Source organism: Nocardia jiangsuensis (genome assembly GCF_042650385.1).
GTDB lineage: Bacteria > Actinomycetota > Actinomycetes > Mycobacteriales > Mycobacteriaceae > Nocardia > Nocardia jiangsuensis.
Map to the genome: position 1 here is coordinate 536681 of NZ_JBHSAX010000014.1, position 24773 is coordinate 561453.

A 24773-nucleotide genomic window follows, 5' to 3' on the forward strand; every position below is an offset into this window, starting at 1 on the left:
TCGGGCGCGCTCCGCCGATCGATTCGGTGGGCCGCGATTTTTCTCGCGGTAGCAGGACGAACGAAGGACGAGGATGTCGATCCGCCGCGCCGGTAGGCGAACCATGGTCGCGGCGGTACTCGCCGCCTGCCTGATCGGCTCGGTGAGCCCGGCTCTCGCCGAACCGGCACCGGCCCCGAACGTCGTGACCGCGAAGGCGGTCGCCCCGGGCGGCTCCTACGTGGAGAAGGTGGAGGCGCTGGACGCGCGCAACGTCCGGCTGCACATCCACTCGGCCGCCATGAACAAGACCCTGCTCGTCGATGTGCTTCGGCCGGCCGACACCTCGGTGCCGCGGCCCTCGCTCTACCTGCTGAACGGCGCGGGCGGCGGCGTCGACTCGGCCTCCTGGCAGCGGATGACCGACGCGCTGCAGTTCCTCGGCGACAAGAACGTCAACGTGGTGCAGATCATCGGCGGCGCTTGGACCTTCTACACCGACTGGAAGTCGACCGACCCGGTCCTCGGCGTGAACAAGTGGAAGACCTACATCAGCGAGGAGTTGCCGCCACTCGTCGACGCGGTGCTCGGCACCAACAAGGTGAACGCTATCGCCGGCCTCTCGATGTCCGGGGTGTCGGTGCTGAACCTGGCCATCGCCAAGCCGGGGCTGTATCGCAGCGCGGCCGTCTACAGCGGGCTGGCGCAGACCAGTGACCCCATCGGCCAGAACATGGTCAAGGTCACCGTGGAGACCTGGGGCGGCGGCGACGCCGAGAACATGTGGGGCCCGGCGGACGATCCGCTGTGGAAGGCGAACGATCCCATCGTGAATGCCGAGCAGCTGCGCGGCACCGACCTGTTCGTCTCCACCGGCACCGGGATCCCCGGCGTCTACGACGAGCCGGGCGGGAAGTTCCGGCTGGAGAAGCCCTCCGACACCCCGCAGACCGTCGCCATCGGCGCGGTCATCGAGGCGGGCGTCAACTGGTCCACCCACAACCTGGACAACCGCCTGCGCGAGCTCGGCATCCCCGCCACCTTCGTCTACCGCGACAGCGGAACCCACTCCTGGGGTTACTGGCAGGACGACCTCAAGGCCTCCTGGCCCGTCCTCGAGAAGGGCCTGAACTCCCAGCCCTGACGGGTTGGACCAGGCGCGGGGTAGGCCGGCGGCCTACCCCGCGAGCCTTTTCGCCGCTGTGGCGGCGGACGCGCGGACGCCGGTGTGGAACCACTCCACCATCTCCGCCCCCGCGTCGGCTCCCCGCGACTCCGTGAGCACGAGATTCGGGCTGCTCCAGCCCAATTCCTCGAGTTCACCGTGCCGCGGCCGCACAGCGAAATCCGCCGACGCGAGCAACTCCGCGTCCAACGCCCCGTCCCCGGCGGCGAACAGCGGCGCCTCCGGACGAAGAACTCCGTCGTCCAGCAACCGCCGCCGAACCTCGGCAACGGCGACGCTCTTGCACACCGCCACCGGCATGGCATAGATCTTCCGCCCCTGCTGCGAGGCACTCCACCCGTGCGCCCGGCACCACCCGTCCCAGTCCGCGAGGAACCCCGCGGGCATGGCCGCCACATTCACCACCAGGTAGCAGAAGAGCTCGTCCGCCTCCCGGAACTTGAGCACCCACGAATCGTCGATCCGCCGCAGCAGCTCGGCCCGCACCTCGGCCAGCCCGGCCCCGCCCGCCGCCGCATCCCGCCCGGCCGCCGCCCGCCACGCACCATCGGGCTCCCCGTCGACGAGCAGATTCCCGCCGTTGCTGGTCACCGCGTACCGGAACGGCCCGCCGGGCAGCGCGATCCGCCGGTACTGCTCGATGGTCCTCGTGGTGGTCGGCAGCACGACCGCGACCCCGGCCAGCTCGCGGAGCCGGACGGCGGCCCGCTCGGTCATGAAGGAGAGCGGCTCCCCGTCCAGATGCTCCACGCAGGCCAGCGCTTCGGCGTCGCCGCTCGCCGCCCGCGAGTAGATCATGGTGCGGTCCAGATCGGTGGCCACCAGGGCCGGTAGAGCAGAGCTCACTGCACGTCCTTGATCAATCCCATACACGAATAGGCCAGCTCGGGCACGACCTCGACCGGGACATCCCGCGCCGCGGCCAGCATCCGGATGTGCGCGTGCTCCGGCGCGTCGGCCTCGCGCACCAGCACCCGCCACGGCACCCGGCGCAGCAGCACCCGGGTGGTCTCCCCGACCCCCGGCTTGACGAAGTTGACGGTGCCGATGCCGTACTCGGCGCGCACCCGCTCCACCGAAGCCCACCCGGTCCAGGTCGGGGTGCGGTCGCTCCCCCGGAGCGCAGCGACCTGCGCGGGCACCCGATCGCGCACGGTGTCGAAGGCGGCGGTCACGGTGTCGAGCAGCCGCCCGGAGACGTCGTCGGCGGCGAGTTCGCGGTAGAACTTGGCGCCGTGGAAGTCGCGGGGGCCGATCAGCTCGGCGTTCAGCACGGTCCGCGAGACCAGCCCGGAGACGGTGGAATTCAGGCAGGCCGAGGCGATGAGGAAGTCGTCGCGGGTGCCGAAGGTGCGCACGCAGTGGCCCGGGTCGGCGAGCACCGCGAGCTCGTCGTCGAAGCGAGCGCCGCCGGCGGCGTGGTACTCGTCCAGCGCGGCGGTGAGCTCCCTGGCGATGGCGCCCTTGCCGGTCCAGCCGTCCACGAAGACCACCGAGGCGGGGTCGTGGTGCGCCGCCAGGTAGTCCAGCGCCACCGCATCGATACCTCGATCGCGCACGATGGACACGGCGTAGTGCGGCACCTCCAGCGCCGGGCTGCGGCGCTGCAGCCAGCGCCGCATGAGAATGCCGATCGGCGTCCCCGCCCTGGCCAGCGAGGTCAGCACCACGCCGTCGCCGCGCTCGGCGACCACCAGCTCGGCCACCGTGCCGACGGCGAGCGCGAGCCGCTCCGCGCTGTCGGCGAGCACCTTCTCGAACAGCTCGCGGTAGGCGGCATCCGGCTGGAACTCGATCGGCAGCGACTCCGCGTAGTGCGCGACCCCGGCCTGGATCCGGCGCTCCCGCTCCGCCACATCGGCCTCCAGGTCGAGCGCGGAGAGATCCTTCAGCAGCCAGGCCACCTCGGCGGCGGCGTAGGAGCCGAAGCCGGGGCCGTACAGCGGCTCCGGCAGCGCGCGGGCGGCGCGCAGCGCGCGCGGACCGGCGCCGGGAACCACCGCGACCAGCACATCGGCGCCTGCGGCGGTGAGCACGTCGAGCAGTCCGCCCGCGGCGGCGAGGGCGGGGGTGTCGGCGGGTTCGTCGAGTACCAGCACCAGCAGCGGGTCGGTGCCGGGCCAGGCGGCGTTGTAGAGGTAGCGCGGCGCCTCGTCGCCTGACTCCGGCGCGGTGAACCGGAAACCCCGGCGCAGCGGGTAATCGGGCTCGTCCAGCACGTACGCCGGTGAGCGCGTCGTGGTCTGGAACCGCGCCGGAGTACCCGCCGCAGCCAGTGCCGCAGCCAAGCGGAGCGGCAGGTACATGAGCTCCTCGTGGCCGATCACGACGACCGGCCTCGCGGGATCGAGCCCGCTGCGCAGCTCCGCCGCGGCCGCGGCCAGCGCCTGCTCGAACTCGGGCAGATCGGCGCGCAGGAACCCGTGCCGCCCGCCCTCCGGAACGGCGGCCGGCCACGGCAGCCGCACCCGCGCGACCGAACCCCGCCGCGCGGCGACCGGGTTCAGCCGGTGCTCGGGCAGCGCCGCCACCGCGGCGGGCAGGTCGGCGGGCACCTCGGCGCGTCCCGCTGCCAGGCACACGGTGTCGATCCGGGCGCCGAGCTCAGCGGCCGCGGCCTCGACCTTCGCCCGATCCGCCCGCGTGCGCATGTCGACCAGGCTGGCCAGCACGTAGTGCGTGCGCGGCGCGAAGGCGTGCAGCGCGCGCAGGGCATCCAGCGCGGTTGCCCCGGTCGAGATCTCGTCGTCGACCAGGACCAGCGGCAGCCCGTCGGCGAAGACCTCCGGCGGTTCCGGCTGCAGCAGGTGCGAGGTGGCGTGCGAGTGCCCCTCCTCGAACCCGGCCAGCGTGTGCGCTCCGGGCACCGCGCGGCGGGTGGAGTGCAGGTAGCACCTGGCGCCGATCCGCGCGGCGACGCAGTGCCCGAGCCCGGTCGCGGTCTCGGCGAAGCCGAGCACGACGGCGTCGCTCGCGCCGAGCCGCTCGCGCACCAGATCACCCAGGCGATTCCCGGCGTCGAGGACCGCGCCGGGCTCGGTCGGGATGTGCTTGCCCAGCACCGTGGAGACCAGCAGGTGCGCGCGGCGCGCGTTGCCCTTGCGCAGCCCCGGCTCGATCAGCCCGGGATCGGTGCCGTCCGGGTAGCTGAGCGCGACCCCGAGCTCCCTGGTCGCCCAGCTCATTCCGTCACCAGCGCGGTGAGCAGGTCGACGAAGGAGACGCCCTTGTTCGCCACCCCGAAGACCCGCGCGCGCAGCACGGTCTGCCTGGCCCAGCTGCGGTGCGGGCGCATCTCGTTCATCTTGTTCCGGTAGCCGGAGGCCGCGACCCCGCCGACGTCGGCGCGCAGGATGTCCAGCGCGTCCGAGTACTCCTCGTGCGTCACCACCGAGAGCGCGTGCACGGCGGCCACGTGCGACGGGTGGATCACCGTCTTGCCCTGGATGCCGTTGGCCCGGTCCAGCGTGATCTCGCGGAGCAGCCCGTCCAGATCCCGGCTCACCAGGTACTGGCGGAACTTCACCGCGTCCGACTCCTCGAACGGGGCGGTGCGCAGCAGCGGCCGGAACATCCGCTCGTGGTCGGCGAAGTACTCCCAGACCGGGCCGGTGATCACGAAGCCGGAGCCGTCCGCGCGGCCGAGGTAGTTCACGATGTCGGCGATCACGTCGGCGACCACCCGGACGTCGTAGATGGTGAGGTCGCGGTCGCGGCGGATGCCGAAGGTGGCGCACATGTCGGTGGCGCCGACCCGCACCGCGAGCACCTGCTCCCGGTGCGCGGCCAGCAGCTCCGCGATCCGGCTCAGCTCCCGATCCCTGGTCTCCCGGTGCACCAGCGCCGCCGACTCCAGCACCGGCATGGCGTACACGGTGCGGCCGAGCCGCTGCGTCGCCACCGCGAGCGCCGCGAAATAGGACGGGCCGGTGAGGCTGTCGAACTTGGGGAAGACGAAGCCGGTGAGCACCCCGGCGCCGGGGCCGAGCGCCTCCGCGATCTCGGTGATGGTGGCGGCGTCGCGCACCCGGACGAAGAGCATCGGGTTCGGATCCGGGTCGGCGGCGAGCTCGTCGAGCACCGCGACGGCCTGCGCCTTCGCCCACTCGACCTCGTGGTCGGCGACCGCGTCCTCCAGGTCGATCACCATGGAACAGACGCCGCGCGCCGCCCGGCGCCGGATGGTGGCCGCCAGATCGTCCCTGGTCGCCGGGGCATACAGCGTCGCACCGAGCGCGATCGCGAGCAACTCCCGCTCGTCGCTGTCGCCGAACGACCGCGGCCGCCGGTGGAACAGCTCCGGCGCTCTTCCCGCCGGCAGCTGCCGGAAATGGCACAGCAGCTTCCGTTTGCGCAGGGAGACCTCCTGCGCGACGGCAACGCTCGCGGTCATCGCGGCCCCGTCCTCATCCTCGTCGTTGTCCTGGTTCTTTTCGCATTCGATCCACCACGCCGGCGATGAATTCCGCGATGGTGTCGAGCTCTGTGACGTATGCCCAGTAGTTCGGGTGCCTACCGGTCAGGGCGGCGGCGGCGCGGTCGATCCGGTCGATCTGGGCATCGAGTACCGAACCCCATTCGGCGACGAGCCCCCGGCTCACCGCGAGCATCTGCGCGTCCCGCAGCCGGAATCGTACGGCCTCTGCCTTGGAATTCGGGTTCGCGGCGACCTCGCGCAGCAGGGTGAGTCGCCGGGTGACGGCATCGACCTGCTGCTCGGCCGCCGCGAGGCTGGCGCGCGCGGAAGTGGTCAGTTCAAGCGCGGTCTCCGGATCGTGCTCGGCCGCCGCGGCCCGCGCACCCGCTAGTGCGGTGTCCGCGGCGGCGACGGCCTGCTGGCTCTCCCGCTCATTGTTGGTCAGATCGGCCGAACTCGCAGCGTTGAACTCGCGCAGCAGCGCCGAGTAGGCGGAGCCGAGCCCTTCGGCTCTGGTCCGGACGGCGGCGATGCGCGTGGTCACCGAGGCGATCGCGTTGGCGGCCGCGCCGCGCCGAGAAGGGGCCTGCGTCAATGCTTCCGACAGCAACGCGGTCAGCTCGCGCAGCGCGGTGGCGGCGGCGCGCACCCGGCCCGGCCCCGCCGTGGTGGCCGCGGCCAGTGTGAGCAGCGCCTCATCCACCGCGGCGACCCCGGAGCGAATCGAGCGGTACCCGGCGTACTCCGAGCTCGCGGCGGCACCGAGCACCCGCTCCGCCTCGGCGGTCACCTCCTCGGCGAACCGGGGCACCGCGCCGAGCACCGCGACCGCGTCCTCCAGCCGGGCCCGGTTCGCGTTCCAGAACTCGTCCACCGCGCGCGCCGCCTCGGCGAGCTGCCCGATGACCTGCTCGGCGCGCGGCGCGCCGCCCGGCACCGGGGTGCCGTCCCGCTCCGCCGCCTCCAGGTCGTCGTTCAGGGCCAGATACACCCCGGCCGCCGCGTAGCAGCGGTTGCGGACCGGTTCCCAGCGCCGCGCGAGCGCCGGATCCGGCCGCACCTCGGCGACCGCCCGCACCGCCGAATCGGCAGCGCTCTGCCGTCGGTCCATGTCGAGGAAGGCCGCGACCACACCGGCCCGAGCCTGCTCGATCCACTCGTCGCGCCCCGACGAGCCGAACCATCCACGCCTGCGCCCTGCCACGCCCCGATCGTAGGAGATGGCCCTGAGCGCCGGTTCCTACGCAAGTTCGCCGAAACCTACTAGTGTCGTATGGCGTACCCGGCGATTCGGACATGTCGGGATCACACACCGACCATCGAAAGGGATTCCCGCATGGGTGTCAGTCTGTCCAAGGGCGGCAACGTTTCGCTGAGCAAGGCAGCCCCCAACCTGACGGCCGTCGCGGTCGGCCTCGGCTGGGACGTTCGGACCACAACGGGCACCGACTTCGACCTGGATGCCAGCGCCATCGCCGCCGGCGCGGACAAGAAGGTCGTGTCCGACCAGCACTTCGTGTTCTTCAACAACCTGAAGTCCCCGGACGGCGCCATCGAGCACGCAGGCGACAACCGCACCGGTGAGGGCGAGGGCGACGACGAGGTCATCAACGTCGACCTGGCCAACACCCCGGCGAACATCGAGAGCATCGTCTTCCCGGTCTCGATCTACGACGCGGAGACCCGCCAGCAGTCCTTCGGCCAGGTGCGCAACGCCTACATCCGGGTCTCGGATCGCAGCAACGGCGAGGAGCTGGCCCGCTACGACCTCTCCGAGGACGCCTCCACCGAGACCGCCATGGTCTTCGGCGAGCTGTACCGCAACGGCGCCGAGTGGAAGTTCCGCGCCATCGGCCAGGGCTACGCCTCCGGCCTGTCCGGCATCGCGCGCGACTACGGCGTGAACGTCTGACGCACGAGCACGTGTGAGGGGGCCCGGTGACGGGCCCCCTTCTCGTGCGGCATCGCCCCCGGTGGACAATGCGCAGCGACGCATTCACGCTGGACGGCGGTCAAGTTCGGCCTCGACAACGAAAGGTCCCCCCGGTGGTCCTGCGCATATTCGGCCTCTCCGGCCTCGTCACAGTGATCTCACTGGTCGCGGCCTTCCTGTACGGCGGCCCGACCGCACTGTTCCTCTGCCTCATCCTCGGCATCCTCGAGGTGTCGCTCTCCTTCGACAACGCCGTCATCAACGCCACGGTCCTGCGGCGGATGAGTGAGTTCTGGCAGAAGATCTTCCTCACCATCGGCATCCTCATCGCCGTCTTCGGCATGCGGCTGCTGTTCCCGCTGGCGATCATCTGGGTCACCGCGGGGCTCAACCCGATCGAGGCGTTCGACCTCGCGCTCAACCCCCCGCCCGGCGACGCCGCCTACTTCCCGGCCGACGATCCGAACCGCCCCGGCCAGGCGAGCTACGAAACCCTGATCACCGACGCGCATCCGCAGATCGCGGCCTTCGGCGGCCTGTTCCTCGCGCTGCTCTTCCTGAACTTCATCTTCACCGAGCGCGAGATCACCTGGCTGTCCTGGATCGAGCGCCCGCTGGCCAGGGCGGGCAAGCTCGACATGCTCTCGGTCGTGGTCGCCGGCATCGCCCTCGTGCTCGCCGCGGAGTTCCTCGCCGACGACGAAAACCGCGCCACCGTACTGCTGGCGGGGCTGCTCGGCATGATCACCTACATCGCCGTCGACGGCCTCGGCTCGATGTTCCACACCGAGGAGTTCGAGGAAAACCTCGACGAGGCGGGCAGGGAAATCGAAGGCAAGCCGGTCAACACCGGCCCCTCCGATCTGGCCAAGGCCACCGGCAAGGCGGGCTTCTTCCTCTTCCTCTACCTGGAAGTCCTGGACGCCTCGTTCTCCTTCGACGGCGTCATCGGCGCCTTCGCCATCACCGCCGACCCGATCATCATCGCGCTCGGCCTCGGCCTGATCGGCGCCATGTTCGTCCGCTCGATCACCGTCTACCTGGTCCGCCAGGGCACGCTCTCCGACTACGTGTACCTGGAGCACGGCGCGCACTGGGCGATCGGCGCGCTCGCCACCATCCTGCTGGTCTCGATCGGCGTGCACGTCAACGAGATCATCACCGGCCTGGTCGGCGTCGCCTTCATCGGCGCCGCCTTCTGGTCGAGCATCCGGCGCAACCGCAGGGCGGCCGCCGCGGAGACCGGCGACGAGCGGGCGACCACCCCGGTCGCCTGACCGCCACCCAGCACCCCGCCCCGGAGCGGCAGCGATTTTTCGCTGCCGCTCCGGGCATTTCCGGGGTCGCGCGCGTTAGGCTCGGAGCCATCTGACCACCGTGTCGAGTTGGAGGGGGATCGCGATGGCGGCCGACAACCGGGCCGGGACCGGCGGCGTCGACCTGAACAAGGTGACGCTCTCGAAGGCGGCGCCGAGCGTCGACCTCGCCGAACCGGGGGAATCGCAGGGGGTTCTGCGCGTCAACCTCCGCTGGGCCAGCGGCAAGCCCCGGCTCTTCCGCCGCGGCGGCTCGATCGACCTCGACCTCGGCTGCCTCTACGAGCTCGCCGACGGCAGCAAGGGCGTGGTGCAGGCGCTCGGCAACAATTACGGCTCGCTCGGCGCGCCGCCCTTCATCGAGCTGGACGGCGACGACCGCAGCGGCGGGTCGGTCGGCGGCGAGACCATGCGGATCGATCTCGGCCGCCAGGAACAGTTCCGCCGGGTGCTGATCTTCGCCTTCATCTACGAGGGTGTGCCGAACTGGGCGGCCGCCGACGGGGTCGTCACGCTCTTCCCGACCACCGGCCCGCAGATCGAGGTGCGGCTGGACTCCCCGGTGAACGACGCCCGCTCCTGCGCCATCGCGCTGCTCAGCAATACCGGCGGCCGAATCTCGGTGCGCCGCGAGGTGAACTACATCAACGGGGCGCAGCAGGCGCTGGACGAGGCGTACGGCTGGGGGATGCAGTGGCGCGAGGCCCGGAAGTGATCCGGTCCTCGCGCTGCTCGGCCCGCAGGAACAGCACGAAGAACACCGCGAGCAGCACCGCCCGCCCCCAGACCCCGAACTGCACCACGTTCTCCATGGGCTCTACGCCCTCGCCGGTGCCGAGCGCGTAGAAGTAGCGGAAGACGCCGACCCCGATCGCCACATCCGCGACCAGGTACGCGCCGACCAGCCACCACGGCACCACGAGCAGTACCAGGAACGGCACCAGCCACAGCGTGTACTGCGGGCTGTGCACCTTGTGGAAGAGCAGGAAACCGCAGAGCATCGCGCCGCTCACGCCGACCCACGGGTACACCCCGCTGCCCTGCCAGCGCCGCCACCCCAGCCACAGCGCCAGCGCGAACGAAGCCAGGATCAGCACCGGCGAGGCGAACGAGACGGTGTGCTGGAAGTTCTCCTCGCCCGCTGAACTCGCCGGGTAGAGCGGGCGCAGCCCCCAGTACCAGAGCGAGTTGGTGGTGATGTCGGCCTGGCGCAGCCGCTGGAAGGCGAACGACGCCAGCCAGCCATCGAACCCGGCCAGCGCGAACGGCAGGTTCACCAGCAGTACCGTGCCCGCCGCCGCGGCGCCGGTGAGCAGCGCGCCGCGCACGTCCCGCCGCCCGCCCGGCCCGCCGGTGAGCACGTATGCCAGCAGCGGAAGTACGAAGATGCCCGGATAGAGCTTGAGACAGAAGCCGAGCCCGAGCAGCACCGCCGCCACCACCCCGCGGGTCCGCAGCGACCAGCGCGGCACCGTCACCACGTACACCGCCGCCACCGCGGTGCAGACCACCGGCAGCTCCCAGTTGTGGAAGGCGTAGAGCACCAGCGGGGTTCCGATCGCCCACAGCAGCGCGGCTCCGCCTGCCATCCGGGCCAGCATCCAGGCCGTGAGCAGCGCGAACGGGGCGAGCAGCAGCGCCGACCAGCGCAGGAAGTCGGCGTCGGTGTGCGCCGGGATCGCGCCGAGCCACATCAGCACCCCGCTCAGCACCGGGTACTCCACCACGCCGCCGACCAGCGCGCCGTCCGGGGTGATCGAGCCGTCGAGGTACGGGAAGACGTGGTTGTCGATGTCCCGGCCGAGCCAGAGGAACTGGATGTCGGAGTAGCAGACGTCGGCGTCCTTGGCGGAGTCGAAGACCGCGCTGCGCCCGTCCGGGTGGAACGGGGCGCCCGCGCACCTGGCCTTGTTCAGGTAGCCGAGCACGAGGGTCAGCCCGCAGAGCAGCAGCACCGCCGTCGCGAGCGCCGCACGGCGGGTGACCCGGCGTCCGTTCGGCATGGAGCCCACCCTAGAGGAGGGGTTGTCGTGGGGACGGGGTCGTCCCCACACCCCCCCGTACCGGGCGCGTGCCGCGACGCGACGCGGCCCCGGGCGGCTCGGTCCAGCCGGGCACCCGGCAAAGTCGGTCGAGCGCGGAGCAGGCGACATTCTCGGCCCGTGAGCCCGCCATCGGGGCAGGCACGCGGGATGTCAGCGGGCCCGCAGGCGGGTCCGGACTTCGGCTGCGTGGGCGTAATCGGCCTCGGTGTCCGGGCCGGTCGGGCTCAGGATGAGGCGGCGCACCCCGGCGGCGGCGAAGGCGGCGGCCTGCTCGGTGGTCACGTCGGGGCCGTCCGGGCTGAGCGGCGCCACCAGCGCGACCGCAGGCACCGCGAGCCCGAGTTCGGCGGCGAGCGTGCGCAGCTCTGCGATCCCCTGCTCCAGCGCCCCGAGCTCGGGCCGCAGACTCAGCCACTCCGCCCCGAACCGCACCGCCCGTCGCCGCGCGGCCCGCACTTCACCGGCCACCACCAGCGGCGGCATCGGTGCGCCCGGCGCCAGGGTGATCGGGGCGCCGTACGCGTCGACCGGCTTCCCCGCGATCAGGTCGGGCAGCAGCTCGAGCGCCGCGTCGGTGCGCGCCGCCCGCTCGCCGACGGGCACCCCGGCCGCGCGCCAGGAGCCGTCACCGTGCGCGGGGTTGCCGGTGCCGACGCCGAGGACCAGCCGATTCCCCGACACGTGCTGCAACGCCGCGACCTGCTTCGCCACCAACGGCGCCGGCCGCAGCGCCAGGATCAGCACGCCCCAGCCGAGCCGCACCCGCTCGGTCACCGCCGCGGCCGCCGCGAGCACGACGGCGCCCTCCAGGATCGGCGCCGAGGCCACCAGCTGGTCGGTGGCCCACACCGAATCCAGCCCGAGCCGCTCCGCGGTGCGCGCCGCGGCGACCACGTCGCCGATGATCGGCCGCTCCGGATCCGGCGTCGACGTGGGCAGGAAAACCCCGATCTCGGGAACGCTCAGAGTGCTCATGGCCTCGACGGTAGGCCGGATGCGAGAGTGTTCCCATGCCGCCGACGCTCGATTTCCTGTCCGGAACGCTCACCTTCACCGAGCACGCCGGCCTCGACCCGGTCTCCGGGCTGATCGCCGCGGCCCGCACCGGCCGCCCGGCCGCAGGGCTCTTCGTCCGGCACGCGCCGTGGGGCCGGCGTTACCCGGTCGTCCCCGGCGCCGGTTTCCACGTGGTCGTCGAGGGTTCCTGCGTACTCGGGGCCGCGGACGCCGAGCCGGTCACCCTGCACTCCGGCGACGTGCTCTTCATGCCACGCGGCGCCGACCACGACCTCGCCGACACCACCGGCTCCGCCATCACCGAGACCGCGCACCCCGGCGAGCCGCGTATCGTCGCCGGCCCCGGCGAGCGCTGCGTCCTGCTGTGCGGCGCCTACGAGCTCGACAGCGACCGCGCCCACCCGCTGATCGCCACGCTGCCCGAATTCGTGCACCTGCCCGGCCGCCCGGAGCGGCACCGCGCGCTGAACGCGGCGGTCGACCTGCTGCTCGCCGAGATCACCGAGCGCCGCCCCGGGGCCGACGCCGCGATCCCCGCACTGCTCGACACCATGCTGCTGTACGTCCTGCGCGCCTGGCTCGCCGAGCAGGCCGCGGCCGAGCACCCGGCGGGCTGGGCCGCCGCGCTCACCGACCCCGCCGTCTCCACCGCGCTGCACGCCATCCACGCCGACCCGGCCCAGCCGTGGACCGTCACCACGCTCGGCGCCCGCGCCGGTGTCTCGCGCGCGACCATGGCCAGGCGCTTCACCGCCACCGTCGGCGAGCCCCCGCTGGCCTACGTCGCCCGCTGGCGAATGCTCACCGCGGCCCGGATGCTGCGGGAATCGGACGCGACGCTCACCGCGGTCGCCCGCGCGGTCGGCTACGCCTCCGAGTTCGCCTTCGCCAAGGCGTTCAAGCGCGCGTACGGCACCGCGCCGGGGCGCTATCGCAGGCGAGGCATCGATTTCGCCGGTCAGGGCCCCGTCGGGTAGCCTTGCCGGGTTGCTGACGCAACGACCCTCCTGCCACGGAACGTCCGTGGCCGATTCGAGTCCACAGGAGGTGAATGGTCCGTGCGTCAATATGAAGTGATGGTCATCCTCGATCCGAGTTTGGATGAGCGCACCGTCGGCCCGTCGCTGGAAAATCTGCTCAGCGTCGTCCGCACCGAAGGCGGCAAGATCGACAAGGTCGATATCTGGGGCCGCCGCCGGCTCGCCTACGAGATCAGCAAGCAGGCCGAGGGCATCTACGCCATCGTCGACCTCACCGCCGAGCCGGCGACCGTGAGCGAGCTCGACCGCCAGCTCGGCCTGAACGAGACGGTGCTGCGCACCAAGGTGCTGCGCCACGGCAAGAAGTAATCGCGCTGCTGCCCCTTCGGAAAACGTCGGTGCCTGTCTCTAGGCTCTAGCGCAACCGAGCGAGCAATCGCTGATCCCCCCTTCCCAGGAGGAACCACAATGGCAGGCGACACGGTCATCACCGTCATCGGAAACCTGACGGCCGACCCCGAACTCCGATTCACACCCGCGGGCCAGGCGGTGGCGAACTTCACCGTTGCCTCCACCCCCCGCGTGCTCGATCGCAATTCGAACGAGTGGAAGGACGGCGAGTCTCTCTTCCTGCGCTGCAATATCTGGCGGGAAGCGGCGGAGAATGTCGCCGAGAGTCTCACCAGGGGCTCGAGGGTGATCGTCAGCGGCCGGCTCAAGCAGCGCTCCTACGAAACCCGCGAGGGTGAGAAGCGCACCGTGGTCGAGCTGGAGGTCGATGAGGTCGGCCCGTCCCTGCGGTACGCGACGGCCAAGGTCAACAAGACCAGCCGCGGCGGCGGGGGCGGTGGTTTCGGCGGTGGCTCCGGCGGGGGCGGCGGATACAACAACGCGAACAGCGGGGGCGGCAGCGGCAACCGGGGCAGCGGCGGTGGCGGTGGCAACACCAACAGCGCCGACGACGATCCCTGGGGCAGCGCGCCCGCGGCAGGCTCCTCCTTCGGGGGCGGCGGCCGCAATGACGACGAACCGCCGTTCTGACGAACGGCTTCCCGGCCCGGGTAACCAGGGCCACATGAAAACGGAGTAGAAGACGATGCCGAAAGCGCCAGCGCGCGAAAAGGTGCTGAAGAAGAAGGCGTGCCAGTTCTGCAAGGAAAGCAAGACCGGCACCGTCCACATCGACTACAAGGACACGACGCTGCTGCGCAAGTACGTCAGTGATCGCGGCAAGATCCGCGCTCGCCGGGTGACCGGCAACTGCGTGCAGCACCAGCGTGACGTCGCGGTCGCCGTCAAGAACTCGCGTGAGGTGGCGCTGCTGCCCTACGTGTCCACCGCTCGCTGAGAAGGAGGCACGCCAGATGAAGTTGATTCTTACCGCTGACGTGGACAACCTCGGTGCCCCCGGCGACACCGTGGAGGTCAAGGACGGTTACGGCCGCAACTACCTGCTGCCCCGCGGCCTGGCGATCGTGGCAAGCCGCGGCGCGCAGAAGCAGGTCGAGGGCATTCGCCGGGCGCAGGACGCCCGCCGGGTGCGCGACCTCGACCACGCCAACGAGCTGAAGCAGGCGCTCGAGGGGCTGACCGGGGTCTCCCTCGCGGTCAAGACCGCGGGCACCGGCAAGCTCTTCGGCTCGGTCACCCAGTCCGACGTGGCCTCGGCCATCAAGACCGCAGGTGGTCCGGCTATCGACAGGCGCAGCATCGAGCTGCCGAAGTCGCACATCAAGAGCACCGGCAAGCACGACGTCGTGGTGCACCTGCACCCCGACGTGGCTGCCAAGCTCGGCGTCGACGTGGTCGCCGCGAGCTGATTCGCCCGCTCCGCCAGGCCGTTCCCCGAGGCACCATCGAGGAACGGCCTGGCGGTGTGCGCGCTCCGGTCATGCGACAGGGGGCGCCCGCGCGAATCCCGCCACACTTCCCGGTTGCGCCGAATTAGCCTCACCGCCGGTGCTACCGCGCGGAACCTTCCCGGTCGATTCACCTGCGCACACTCCGCAACGCGGGACAGCCCTGTGGATTACCGGATGAACCGACCAGCCATCCTGTGATTCAGGTCATGTTTCTTCCATGTCCCGTTCACCCAACACGCCCGGCTGTTCATCTCGGCCGACACGCCGCAGCCAATTCGATCCACACCCGCGCGAGCCCGTAAATAGCCGTTTATCTGGGCATTTTCTCGCTGTGACCTGCGTTTTCCCCAAGTTATCCACAGGGGCTGCACACCCAATGGTTAACAGTCCCCACGTTATCCACAGGTTTATCCCCACACCGGGTTGTCACGGGTCCGCGCGGTCCCCTAGGTTCGTCGCCGTGGCCGTTTCCGACGGCCCGGCGCGGCGGCGTCCCTGCGATGTCACGACGGTAACTGGCCATCCGGTTCCGGCGGTGCCGTTCCGGTCCTGCGCCCGGCGCGCCGAGCCGCGACCTGTCGTACCCACGCGGTAGAACCGAGACAGACGCGGACCGGTGCAGGTGATTCACGGGCCGCGCTCGTGCGGAGAGAGGACGGTCGAGTCAGGTGGCAGTCGTCGACGACCGCGGGCACTCCGAGTACCCGCCGGAGGCTCCGGGCGAGGATTTCGGCAGGCAGCCCCCGCACGACATGGCGGCCGAGCAGTCCGTGCTCGGTGGCATGCTGCTGAGCAAGGACGCCATCGCCGACGTGGTGGAGGTGATCCGCCCCGGTGATTTCTACCGCCCCGCGCACCAGGCCATCTTCGACGCCGTGCTCGACCTGTACGGCCGCGGCGAACCCGCCGACCCGGTCACCGTCTCCGCCGCCCTCGACCGGCGCGGCGAGCTCAAGCGCATCGGCGGCCCGCCCTACCTGGTCACCCTCACCCAGACCGTGCCGACCGCCGCCAACGCCGGCTACTACGCCGAGATCGTCGCCGAGAAGGCCATCCTGCGCCGCCTCGTCGAGGCGGGCACCAGGATCGTCCAGTACGGCTACGCAGGCGCCGACGGCCAGGACGTCGCCGAGGTCGTCGACCGCGCCCAGGCCGAGGTCTACGAGGTCACCGAGCGCCGCACCACCGAGGACTTCCTCCCGCTCGAGGAGCTGCTCCAGCCCACGATGGACGAGATCGACTCCATCGCCAGCCGCGGCGGCATCTCCCTCGGCGTCCCCACCGGCTTCTCCGAGCTCGACGAGGTGACCAACGGGCTGCACCCGGGCCAGATGATCATCGTCGCGGCCCGTCCGGGCGTGGGCAAAAGCACCCTCGGGATGGACTTCATGCGCAGCTGCTCGATCAAGAACGGGCTGGCGAGCGTGATCTTCTCGCTGGAGATGAGCCGCACCGAGATCGTCATGCGGCTGCTCTCCGCCGAGGCGAAGATCAAGCTCGGCGACATGCGCTCCGGGCGGATGAGCGACGACGACTGGACCAAGCTGGCCAGGCGGATGAGCGAGATCAGCGAGGCGCCGCTGTTCGTGGACGATTCGCCGAACCTGACCATGATGGAGATCAGGGCCAAGGCGCGGCGGCTCAAGCAGCGGCACGATCTCAAGCTCGTCGTCATCGACTACCTGCAGCTGATGTCCTCGGGCAAGAAGGTCGAGTCGCGGCAGCAGGAGGTCTCCGACTTCTCCCGCAATCTCAAGCTCCTCGCCAAGGAGCTGGAGGTTCCGGTGGTCGCGATCAGCCAGCTGAACCGTGGTCCGGAACAGCGCACCGACAAGCGCCCCATGGTGTCTGACCTGCGCGAATCCGGCTCGCTCGAGCAGGATGCGGATATGGTCATCCTGCTGCACCGCCCCGACGCCTTCGAACGCGACGACCCGCGCGGCGGCGAGGCCGACCTGATCCTCGGCAAGCACCGCAACGGCCCGACCGCCACCATCACGGTGGCGCACCAGCTGCACCTGAGCCGGTTCGTCGACATGGCCAGGGGCTAGAGCTCCTCGGCCGCGCGCCGGATCGCCATCCGGAAAAAAGAATCCGCGGGGATGTCGAGAACGCGCGGGCCGCTCCGTCCCAGGGGTACACGACCCGAACGAAGGAGCACGACATGGCGAAGTACCTGCTGCTGAAGCACTACCGCGGCGCCCCGGCCTCGGTGAACGACGTGCCGATGGACCGGTGGACGCCGGAGGAGATCACCGCGCACGTGCGGTACATGGAGGAGTTCGCGACCCGGTTGGAGCGCAACGGCGAGTACGTGGACTCGCAGTCGCTGACCGCGGAGGGCACCTGGGTGCGCTCGGACGGGCCGGGCAGACCGCCGGTCACCGACGGGCCGTTCGCCGAGACCAAGGACCTGATCGCGGGCTGGATGATCATCGACGTCGACACCTACGACCGTGCGCTGGAGCTGGCCGGTGAGCTCTCCGCGGCGCCGGGCAAGGACGGCATCCCGGTGCAGGAGTGGCTGGAGATCCGGCCGCTGATGACCGCGCACGGGCCAACCGCGGAGTGATGACCGAGCTGCGCGAGCTGATCCCCGGTGTGCTGGCCGCGCTGGTGCACCGGGGGGCGGATTTCGCGACGGCGGAGGACGCGGTGCAGGAGGCGCTGATCCGCGCGGTCGAGGCCTGGCCCGCCGAGCCGCCCGCCGACCCGAAGGGCTGGCTGATCACCACGGCCTGGCGCTGCTTCCTCGACCTCGCCCGCTCGGACGCCGCACGGCGCAACCGCGAGGTCAGGGTCTTCGACGAGCCGGAGCGCGGCCCCGCGGTGAGCACCGACGAGACGCTGCGGCTCTACTTCCTCTGCGCGCACCCGAGGCTGACCCCGGCGTCGGCGGTGGCGCTCACGCTGCGGGCGGTCGGCGGCCTCACCACCGGACAGATCGCGCGGGCCTACCTGGTGCCGGAGGCGACCATGGCGCAGCGGATCAGCCGCGCCAAGCGCATGGTGAGCGGGGTCCGGCTGGACAGCCCCGGCGATCTCGGCACCGTACTGCGGGTGCTCTACCTGGTGTTCAACGAGGGGTACAGCGGCGACGTCGATCTCGCCGCCGAGGCGATCCGGCTGGCGAGGCAGCTCGCCGCGGCCGGCGACGACCCGGAGGCGGACGGGCTGCTCGCGCTGTTCCTGCTGCACCACGCCCGCCGCCCGGCCCGCACCGGCCCGGACGGCAGGCTGGTGCCGCTGGCCGAGCAGGACCGCACCCGCTGGCGGCGCGACCTCATCGCGGAGGGCGTCGAGATCCTGCAGGCCGCGCTGGCGCGGGACGCGCTCGGCGAGTTCCAGGCGCAGGCCGCCATCGCGGCGCTGCACGCCGACGCGCAGACCGCCGCGGAGACGGACTGGGTGCAGATCGTCGAGTGGTACGACGAGCTGCTCCGATTCACCGACAGCCCGGTGGTGCGGCTCAATCGCGCCGTCGCGGTCGGCGCGGCGGACGGCCCGCGCGCCGGGCTCGCCGCCATCGCCGAGCTCGACCCCGGCCTCCCCCGCTACACCGCCTCCGCCGCCTACCTGCACGAACAGGCGGGCGAGCTGGAGCAGGCGGTGCGGCTCTACGTCGAGGCCGCCGGCACGGCGCAGATCGTCGCCGAGCGCGACCACCTCACCCGGCGGGCCGCCGAGTTGCGACAGAGACTCGCCTGACCCGAACCACCGGACCCGCTAACTGAAACGTGTTACATTTCCGCTCCAGCCGGTTCACCGCCGAACCGGCGCGGCGCTGCGGGAGGCCGGCATGGAGTCCATACGAACGAGCAGGGCTCGATCGCTTGCCGTGGTGACGGGGGCCTACCTGCTCGCCGTCGCGGTGGCGGCGGCCTGGCTGGTCGCCGGGCCGGACACCGGGCAGCTCTGGCTGGACACCCTGATCGCGGATGTCCTGGCGACGCTGGTGATCTTCGCCTGCAGCCGCGGCTTCGGGAATTCCAGCTTCTACGACCCGTACTGGTCGATCATCCCGCCGCTACTGCTGCTCTACTGGTGGCTGGCGACGCCGGGCGCCGACACCGTGCGGTGCGCGCTGATCGCGCTGGTCGTCGTCGCATGGGCGGTGCGGCTGACGGCGAACTGGCTGCTGTCGTTCCCTGATCTGCGGCACGAGGACTGGCGCTACCCGCAGCTGCGGGAGCGGGCGGGGCGGGGTGAGTTCTTCGCGGATCTGTTTCCCATCCACCTGATTCCGACGGTGATCGTCTTCGCCGGGATGCTGCCGGTGTACGTCGCGGTCACCGCGACCGGCGACGATCTGGCCTGGCTCACCGGGGTCGCGGTGCTGGTCGGGCTGGCGGCGGTGTGGCTGGAGCTGGCGGCGGACGGGCAGCTGCGGCGGTTCGCGCGGGATCGGCGGCCGGGCGAGGTCATGGATCGCGGGCTGTGGGGGTGGTCGCGGCATCCGAACTACTTCGGGGAGTTCGGGTTCTGGGTGGCGATGGCGCTCTTCGGGATCGCGGCGGCGCCGGGCGCGTCCTGGTGGCTGTGGATCGGCGCGGCGGCCATGCTCGCCATGTTCCTCGGCGCGAGCATTCCGATGATGGAACAGCGCAGCCTGGAGCGCAGGCCGGAGTACGGCGCGGTGCTCGAGCGGGTGCCGCGGTTCGTGCCGCGGCCGCCGCGGCGGGTGTAGCGGTGGGCGGAACCCGCGGCGGCGCGACCGGGCGCCGGGTGGTGATCGCGGGACTCGGGGACAGCGGTGTGCTCACCGCGATCCGGTTGGCTCGGCACTTCGACGTGGTCGGCATCTCGGCCGCGCCCGGATTGGTGAGCGGGCAGGAGCTGGGCCTGCGGCTGACCCGTCCGCGGGAGTGGGCGCGCGACTACTGGATTCCGTTCGACCGGTTCCGCGGGCTGGACCGGGTACGCACGGTGCACGGGGTGCTGGTCGGCGCGGATCTCGACCGGAACTCCGTCACGGTGCGGGATGCCGCGGGCGCGGAGCACCCGGAACCGTTCGACATCCTGGTGATCAGCACCGGTGTGCGCAACGGCTTCTGGCGCGTCCCCGAGCTGCGCTCGGCCACCGAGGTGGCGCGGGAACTCAGGGAGACCAACGGGCGGATCGGCGCCGCGCGGCACATCGCGGTGATCGGCGGCGGCGCGGCCGCGGTCGGCAGCGCCGCCAACCTGGCCCGCAGCTGGCCGGAGAAGCGGATCGCGCTCTACTTCCCGCGCGACCGGGCGCTCACCGCGCACCACCCGCGCATCTGGGACCGGCTGCGCCACACGCTCACCGAGCTCGGGGTGGAGCTGCACCCCGGCCACCGCGCGGTCGCACCCGCCGACGCCATCACCACCGAACCCGTGCGCTGGCAGACCGGGCAACCCGATACCACCGCCGAAGCGGTGCTCTGGACCGTCGGCCGCACCACCCCCAACACCGGCTGGCTCCCCGCCGAGCTCCTCGACGAGCACGGCTTCGTCCGCACCACACCGGAGCTGCGCGTCCCCGGCCACCCGGGCATCTTCGCGATCGGCGACGTCGCCGCGACCGACCCGCTGCGCGGCTCCGCGCGGAACCGGGCCGACGGGCTGCTCGCCCGCAATATCCGGGCCGAGGTCGCCGGAAGGCGACTGCGCCGCTACCGGCCGCCGCGGCGGCGCTGGGGTTCGGTGCTCGGCCCGCAGCCGGACGGCCTCGACGTCTTCGCCCCGAACGGGCGGCCGTTCCACTTCCCCGGCTGGTCGATCGACCGGGTGCTGCGGCCGTGGATCACCCGGTGGGGTATCTATCGCGGGGTCCGCGCCAACGCGCCACTGGATTGATCCGGAGGAGAACCCGTGCCCGACCATGCCGTCGCCGCCGCCTACGACGCGGTGGCCGAGCTCTACACCGACGTCACCCGCGACCAGGTCGCCACCGACCTCTACGGCCGCGCCCTCCTCACCGCCTTCGCCGAGCAGGTGCGCGGCCCGGTGCTGGACGCGGGCTGCGGCCCCGGCCGGATCACCGCCCACCTGCGCGACCTCGGCCTCGACATCGCCGGGCTCGACCTGTCCGAGCGATTGATCGAAGCCGCCCGGACCGAGTACCAGGGAATCCGCTTCGACCTGGGCGATCTGAGTGCGCTGCCGCACCCGGACGGCACGCTCGGCGGACTCGTCTCCTGGTACTCGTTCATCCACGTGCCGCCGGAGCGGCTGCCCGCGGTGTTCGCCGAGTTCGCCCGGGTGCTCGCGCCGGGCGGAAGACTGCTGCTCGGCTTCTTCGCCGAAGCGCCGGGCGCGCAACCGGCCCCGTTCGATCACCGGGTGATCCGGGCCTACCGCTGGGCCCCGGACCGGCTGGCCGGGCTGCTCGGGACGGCGGGGTTGACCGCGACGGCCTGGCTGGTCCGGGAGCCGTACCCGAACGAGCGCTTCCGGCAGGCGATATTGCTGGCCGAGCGCCGTCGGCCCGACGTGTCCCGGTGACCCGCGCGGGTATCCCGACCGAGCACGTGATATCCACCACAGTGGGCGCACGTCTCGTGCACACCACCACTGTTCGAAGGGCCGACGCATGGAACTGATCGCACCGATCGACGCCGTTTTCCTGCTGGCCGAATCCCGGGAGCAACCCATGCACGTCGGGTCGGTGCAGATCTTCGAGCCACCGGAGGGCGCCGGGCGCGAGTTCGCGCAGACCATCCACGCGCACCTGCTCGACTGCGCCGACGTGCAGCCGCGCTTCCGCAAACGTCCGGCCACCATCTTCGGCGCCCCGCGCGCGGCCTGGACCTACGACGACGACGCCGACCTGAGCTACCACGTCCGGCGGGTCGGGCTACCGACACCGGGTGGCCGGGAGGAGCTGCTCGACCTGGTCTCCGGGCTGCACGGCGCGCTGCTCGACCGGCATCACCCGCTCTGGGAGTTCCACCTGATCGAGGGGCTCGCCGACGGCCGCTTCGCCATGTACTCGAAGATGCACCACGCCCTGATCGACGGGGTGACGGCGCAGCGGCTGCTGCGGCGCACCCTCGCGGAGGACCCGGCCGAACCCGGGCACGTGCCGTGGAACGTCCCCCGCCGGGAGAAGGGCGACGAGCCGAAGGGCGGCGGCGTGCTGGGAGCGGCGCGCGAGCTGGCCGCCATGGCGGCCGGGCCGACGCTGGCGCGGCTGGTCGGAAAGACGGTGCTGAAGCAGCAGGTGGCGATGCCGTTCGACGCCCCGCGCACGATGTTCAACGTGCCGATCGGCGGCGCGCGGCGGATCGCGGCGCGCTCCTGGCCGCTGGAGCGGCTGCAGCAGGTGCGCAAGGCGACCGGCGCCACCATGAACGACGTGGTGCTCGCGATGTCGGCGGGCGCGGTGCGCTCCTACCTGCTCGACCACGACGCGCTGCCGGACAAGCCGCTGATCGCCATGGTGCCGATGTCGCTGCGCTCGCCGGGCGAGGCCGACACCGATGGCGTGAAGGTCGGCGCCATGCTCTGCAATCTCGGCACCGACCAGACCGATCCGGTGCAGCGGCTGCAGGTGATCTCGGAGTCCATGCGCGCCAGCAAGGCGGCCTACGACTCGCTCTCCGCGATCCAGGCCATGGCGGTCTCGGCGCTCATGCTCAGCCCGCTGGCGGTGACGCTGGTGCCCGGGCTGATCCCGTGGACAAGCCCGCCGTTCAACCTGGTGATCTCCAATGTGCCGGGCACCGGGAAGCCGCTGTACTGGAACGGCGCCCGGCTGGACGCGGCCTACCCGCTCTCCATCCCGTTCGACGGCCAGGCCATGAACATCACGCTGGCGGGCACCGGCGACAACCTGGACTTCGGGCTGGTCGCCTGCCGCCGCACGGTGCCCGACCTGGAGCGCATGCTCGACCACCTGGAGACCGCGCTCGCGGAGCTGGAGCACGCCACCGCCTGAGCATCCCTGTACGGCAAAACTAGAACGTGTTACATTCGAGTCGGCAGCCCCGAACGCGCCTGTGCGCGCGGCGGGGCCGCCGATATTCTTGCAACCCGTTTCACGAGTGCTACAGGGAGACGAGCAGGCCATGCGCACCGAGATCTGTGATCGGCTGGGAATCGAGTTCCCGATCTTCGCCTTCACGCACTGCCGCGATGTCGCCGCCGCCGTGAGCAATGCCGGAGGCATCGGTGTGCTCGGCGCGGTCGGCTTCACCGCCGAGCAGCTGGAGGTCGAGCTGGCCTGGCTGGACGAGCACGTCAACGGCGTCTACGGCGTCGACCTGGTGATCCCGTCCAAGTACGAGGGCAAGGGCATCGAGGGGCTGAGCCCCGAGGAGCTGGAAGCCCAGCTGGCGCAGATGGTTCCGCAGGGCCACCGCGATTTCGCGGAGAAGCTGCTCGCCGACCACGGCGTCCCGGCGCTGCCCGAGGGCGAGCAGCACGCGCAGCTGCTCGGCTGGACCGCGACCACCGCGGGCCCGCAGGTCGAGGTGATCCTGAAGCACCCCAAGGCCAAGCTGGTCGCGAACGCGCTGGGCACGCCGCCCGCCGACGTGATCGAGCAGGTGCAGAGCTCGGGCCGGCTGATCGGCGCGCTCTGCGGCTCGGTCAAGCACGCGCTGAACCACAAGAACGCCGGGCTGGACTTCGTGGTCTGCCAGGGCACCGAGGGCGGCGGGCACTGCGGCGAGGTCTCCTCGCTGGTGCTCTGGCCGCAGGTGATCGACGCCGTCGGCGACCTGCCGGTACTGGCCGCCGGTGGCATCGGCAACGGCCGCCAGGTGGCCGCGGCCATGGCGATGGGCGCCGCCGGAGCCTGGACCGGCTCGATCTGGCTGACCGTCGAGGAGGCCAATGTGCCGCCCGCGCAGATGCAGAGCTACCTCGAGGCCACCAGCCACGACACCGTGCGCTCGCGGGCCTGGACCGGCAAGCCGGCCCGGATGCTCAAGAACGACTGGACCGAGGCCTGGGAGAGCGCCGACACCCCGGACCCGCTGCCCATGCCGCTGCAGATGATGGTGGCGCTGGACGGCGTGAAGCGGGGGCACCGCTACCCGGAGGCGGCGAAGGACGTGAACTTCAACCCGGTGGGCCAGGTGGTGGGCCAGCTCAACAAGATCGAGCGCTCCGCCGACGCGGTGAACCGGCTGATCCAGGAGTACGTCGAGGCGTGCGACCGGCTCACCAAGCTGAACAGTTGAAAGGAGCGCGCGCTGGGTAGCCGACGGCGCGTGGCGCCCCGGGATCAGGCGGTCGCCGCCCGGGGCGCGTTCTGCTCGGCGGGGCCGAGCAGCAGCTCCTCGAAGCGGGTGACCACCTTGTCGTGGTACATCCCGAAGAGATCCTCGAAGAGCGCCAGCTGGGCCTCGGAGGGCTCCGAGCCGGAATCCCAGACCGCGAGCAGCGCGCGCCAGACCAGCACGTGCAGGTCGGCGGCGCCGGCGAAGTAGGCCTGCACCGCGAGCGGCACCTCGAGCACCATCTCGCCGACCGAGTTCAGCACCGCGCGCTGCATGCTGGAGCCGAGCACGGAGAGCAGCCTGCGCACCAGCCCGACCTCCAGCGCGAGGATCCGGTGGTGGTCCGGCTCGTCCTGCCTGGCAAGCGATTCCAGCTCGTCGACGGTGGCCTTGAGCTCGGCCGGGTCCAGCCGGTCGCGGCAGCCGGTGTAGGCGAGCAGCGCGTCCATCACGATGCCGCGCTCGACCTCGACGATGTCGTGGAACATCTCCACCGCGACCTCGGGCATCGGCACGGAGAAGCGGAAGAGGTGCCGGTAGACGTCGATCCCGCCGGCCTCGCGCACGTCGCGGATGGTGAAGCCCTTGCCGCGGCGGGCCTCGACGAAGCCGTAGGACTCCAGCCGGCCCAGGGTGAGCTGGGCGGTAGCCCGGTTCATCGAGAACTCCTCGGCCACCTGCCGCACCGAGGGCATGAGTTCGCCAGGGCGGTATTCCCCCGCTGCCACCCGCCGCGCCAGTTCGTCGGCGACATCGGCGACAACCGTTTGGGAACCCATTTCTTCGTCAACCTCTCCTCTGTGGCGCGTGTCACGTCCCAGACAGTCTAAGGCCTGCGAGGTTC

The 24773-nt window shown here is 71.3% G+C and carries 24 protein-coding genes; 17 read left to right on the forward strand and 7 right to left on the reverse strand.

All coding sequences use genetic code 11. From position 1 onward, the window contains the following. Positions 1-73 precede the first annotated feature (73 nt). Entirely contained in the window at positions 74-1123 is a 1050-nt protein-coding gene (locus ACFO0B_RS16895) for an alpha/beta hydrolase (RefSeq protein ID WP_378613419.1), read from the forward strand. A 33-nt stretch (positions 1124-1156) separates the two neighbouring features. On the opposite strand, the gene ACFO0B_RS16900 is transcribed toward ACFO0B_RS16895, so the two are convergent. Genes ACFO0B_RS16900 through ACFO0B_RS16915 form a run of 4 tightly spaced genes read right to left on the reverse strand, consistent with a single transcriptional unit; the run spans position 1157 to position 6786 of the window. Next, entirely contained in the window at positions 1157-1963 is an 807-nt protein-coding gene (locus ACFO0B_RS16900; protein WP_449289796.1) for an HAD family hydrolase, read from the reverse strand. Between the two features lie 44 nt (positions 1964-2007). Beyond that, positions 2008-4350, reverse strand: a complete 2343-nt coding sequence (locus tag ACFO0B_RS16905; protein ID WP_378613421.1) for a phosphoribosyltransferase — start codon at positions 4348-4350, stop codon at positions 2008-2010. After that, positions 4347-5558, reverse strand: a complete 1212-nt coding sequence (locus tag ACFO0B_RS16910) for an HpcH/HpaI aldolase/citrate lyase family protein (protein WP_378613422.1) — start codon at positions 5556-5558, stop codon at positions 4347-4349. Before ACFO0B_RS16910 ends, ACFO0B_RS16905 begins: the two co-directional genes overlap by 4 nt. A 13-nt stretch (positions 5559-5571) precedes the next feature. After that, positions 5572-6786, reverse strand: a complete 1215-nt coding sequence (locus ACFO0B_RS16915) for a hypothetical protein (protein WP_378613423.1) — start codon at positions 6784-6786, stop codon at positions 5572-5574. Between the two features lie 132 nt (positions 6787-6918). Between ACFO0B_RS16915 and ACFO0B_RS16920 the strand changes: the two genes are divergently transcribed. The 3 genes from ACFO0B_RS16920 to ACFO0B_RS16930 all read left to right on the forward strand — a co-directional run bounded on the left by ACFO0B_RS16920 (position 6919) and on the right by ACFO0B_RS16930 (position 9546). Further along, positions 6919-7494: a TerD family protein gene (locus ACFO0B_RS16920; RefSeq protein ID WP_378613424.1), complete on the forward strand. Its 576-nt coding sequence runs from the start codon at positions 6919-6921 to the stop codon at positions 7492-7494. 134 nt (positions 7495-7628) lie between these two features. Further along, complete coding sequence (locus ACFO0B_RS16925; protein WP_378613425.1) at positions 7629-8792, forward strand: DUF475 domain-containing protein; 1164 nt, start codon at positions 7629-7631, stop codon at positions 8790-8792. A gap of 124 nt (positions 8793-8916) precedes the next feature. Beyond that, entirely contained in the window at positions 8917-9546 is a 630-nt protein-coding gene (locus tag ACFO0B_RS16930) for a TerD family protein (RefSeq protein WP_378613426.1), read from the forward strand. Here the strand turns inward: ACFO0B_RS16930 and ACFO0B_RS16935 are convergent. Beyond that, positions 9476-10834 (reverse strand): glycosyltransferase 87 family protein, encoded by a 1359-nt coding sequence (locus ACFO0B_RS16935; RefSeq protein WP_378613427.1) that lies wholly within the window; start codon positions 10832-10834, stop codon positions 9476-9478. The two genes, ACFO0B_RS16930 and ACFO0B_RS16935, sit on opposite strands and share 71 nt — an antisense overlap. A 192-nt stretch (positions 10835-11026) precedes the next feature. Further along, entirely contained in the window at positions 11027-11851 is an 825-nt protein-coding gene (locus ACFO0B_RS16940) for an LLM class flavin-dependent oxidoreductase (RefSeq protein ID WP_378613428.1), read from the reverse strand. Positions 11852-11886: 35 nt separating this feature from the next. On the opposite strand from ACFO0B_RS16940, the gene ACFO0B_RS16945 reads away from it, so the two are divergent. The 13 genes from ACFO0B_RS16945 to ACFO0B_RS17005 all read left to right on the forward strand — a co-directional run bounded on the left by ACFO0B_RS16945 (position 11887) and on the right by ACFO0B_RS17005 (position 23890). After that, positions 11887-12870, forward strand: coding sequence for an AraC family transcriptional regulator (locus ACFO0B_RS16945; protein WP_378613429.1), 984 nt, complete (start codon positions 11887-11889; stop codon positions 12868-12870). 81 nt (positions 12871-12951) lie between these two features. Then, entirely contained in the window at positions 12952-13242 is a 291-nt protein-coding gene (rpsF, locus tag ACFO0B_RS16950) for a 30S ribosomal protein S6 (RefSeq protein WP_233015281.1), read from the forward strand. Between the two features lie 99 nt (positions 13243-13341). Then, the gene (locus ACFO0B_RS16955; protein ID WP_378613430.1) at positions 13342-13914 is read left to right on the forward strand and encodes a single-stranded DNA-binding protein; all 573 of its coding nucleotides are present in this window, start codon (positions 13342-13344) and stop codon (positions 13912-13914) included. A gap of 55 nt (positions 13915-13969) precedes the next feature. After that, positions 13970-14221, forward strand: coding sequence for a 30S ribosomal protein S18 (gene rpsR, locus ACFO0B_RS16960; RefSeq protein ID WP_067648985.1), 252 nt, complete (start codon positions 13970-13972; stop codon positions 14219-14221). A 16-nt stretch (positions 14222-14237) separates the two neighbouring features. Beyond that, positions 14238-14693 carry a 50S ribosomal protein L9 gene (rplI, locus tag ACFO0B_RS16965; protein WP_378613431.1) on the forward strand — a complete coding sequence of 152 codons (456 nt, stop codon included), beginning with the start codon at positions 14238-14240 and terminating at the stop codon, positions 14691-14693. A gap of 710 nt (positions 14694-15403) precedes the next feature. Continuing rightward, positions 15404-16786, forward strand: a complete 1383-nt coding sequence (gene dnaB / locus ACFO0B_RS16970; protein ID WP_378613432.1) for a replicative DNA helicase — start codon at positions 15404-15406, stop codon at positions 16784-16786. A 113-nt stretch (positions 16787-16899) separates the two neighbouring features. Next, positions 16900-17307, forward strand: a complete 408-nt coding sequence (locus ACFO0B_RS16975; protein WP_378613433.1) for a YciI family protein — start codon at positions 16900-16902, stop codon at positions 17305-17307. Further along, the gene (locus ACFO0B_RS16980) at positions 17307-18443 is read left to right on the forward strand and encodes an RNA polymerase sigma factor (protein ID WP_378613434.1); all 1137 of its coding nucleotides are present in this window, start codon (positions 17307-17309) and stop codon (positions 18441-18443) included. The genes ACFO0B_RS16975 and ACFO0B_RS16980 overlap by 1 nt, the downstream gene beginning before the upstream one ends. A gap of 91 nt (positions 18444-18534) precedes the next feature. Continuing rightward, positions 18535-19422 carry a DUF1295 domain-containing protein gene (locus tag ACFO0B_RS16985; RefSeq protein ID WP_378613435.1) on the forward strand — a complete coding sequence of 296 codons (888 nt, stop codon included), beginning with the start codon at positions 18535-18537 and terminating at the stop codon, positions 19420-19422. A gap of 2 nt (positions 19423-19424) precedes the next feature. Further along, a complete protein-coding gene (locus ACFO0B_RS16990; RefSeq protein WP_378613436.1) occupies positions 19425-20558 on the forward strand; it encodes an FAD-dependent oxidoreductase in 1134 nt (377 codons plus the stop codon). Between the two features lie 15 nt (positions 20559-20573). Then, positions 20574-21206 (forward strand): class I SAM-dependent DNA methyltransferase, encoded by a 633-nt coding sequence (locus ACFO0B_RS16995; RefSeq protein ID WP_378613437.1) that lies wholly within the window; start codon positions 20574-20576, stop codon positions 21204-21206. A gap of 88 nt (positions 21207-21294) precedes the next feature. Then, a complete protein-coding gene (locus tag ACFO0B_RS17000; RefSeq protein WP_378613438.1) occupies positions 21295-22641 on the forward strand; it encodes a WS/DGAT/MGAT family O-acyltransferase in 1347 nt (448 codons plus the stop codon). A 130-nt stretch (positions 22642-22771) separates the two neighbouring features. After that, positions 22772-23890: a nitronate monooxygenase gene (locus ACFO0B_RS17005; RefSeq protein WP_378613439.1), complete on the forward strand. Its 1119-nt coding sequence runs from the start codon at positions 22772-22774 to the stop codon at positions 23888-23890. Positions 23891-23934: 44 nt separating this feature from the next. Here the strand turns inward: ACFO0B_RS17005 and ACFO0B_RS17010 are convergent, their stop codons facing one another. Then, a complete protein-coding gene (locus ACFO0B_RS17010) occupies positions 23935-24708 on the reverse strand; it encodes a GntR family transcriptional regulator (protein WP_378613440.1) in 774 nt (257 codons plus the stop codon). Positions 24709-24773 lie beyond the last annotated feature (65 nt).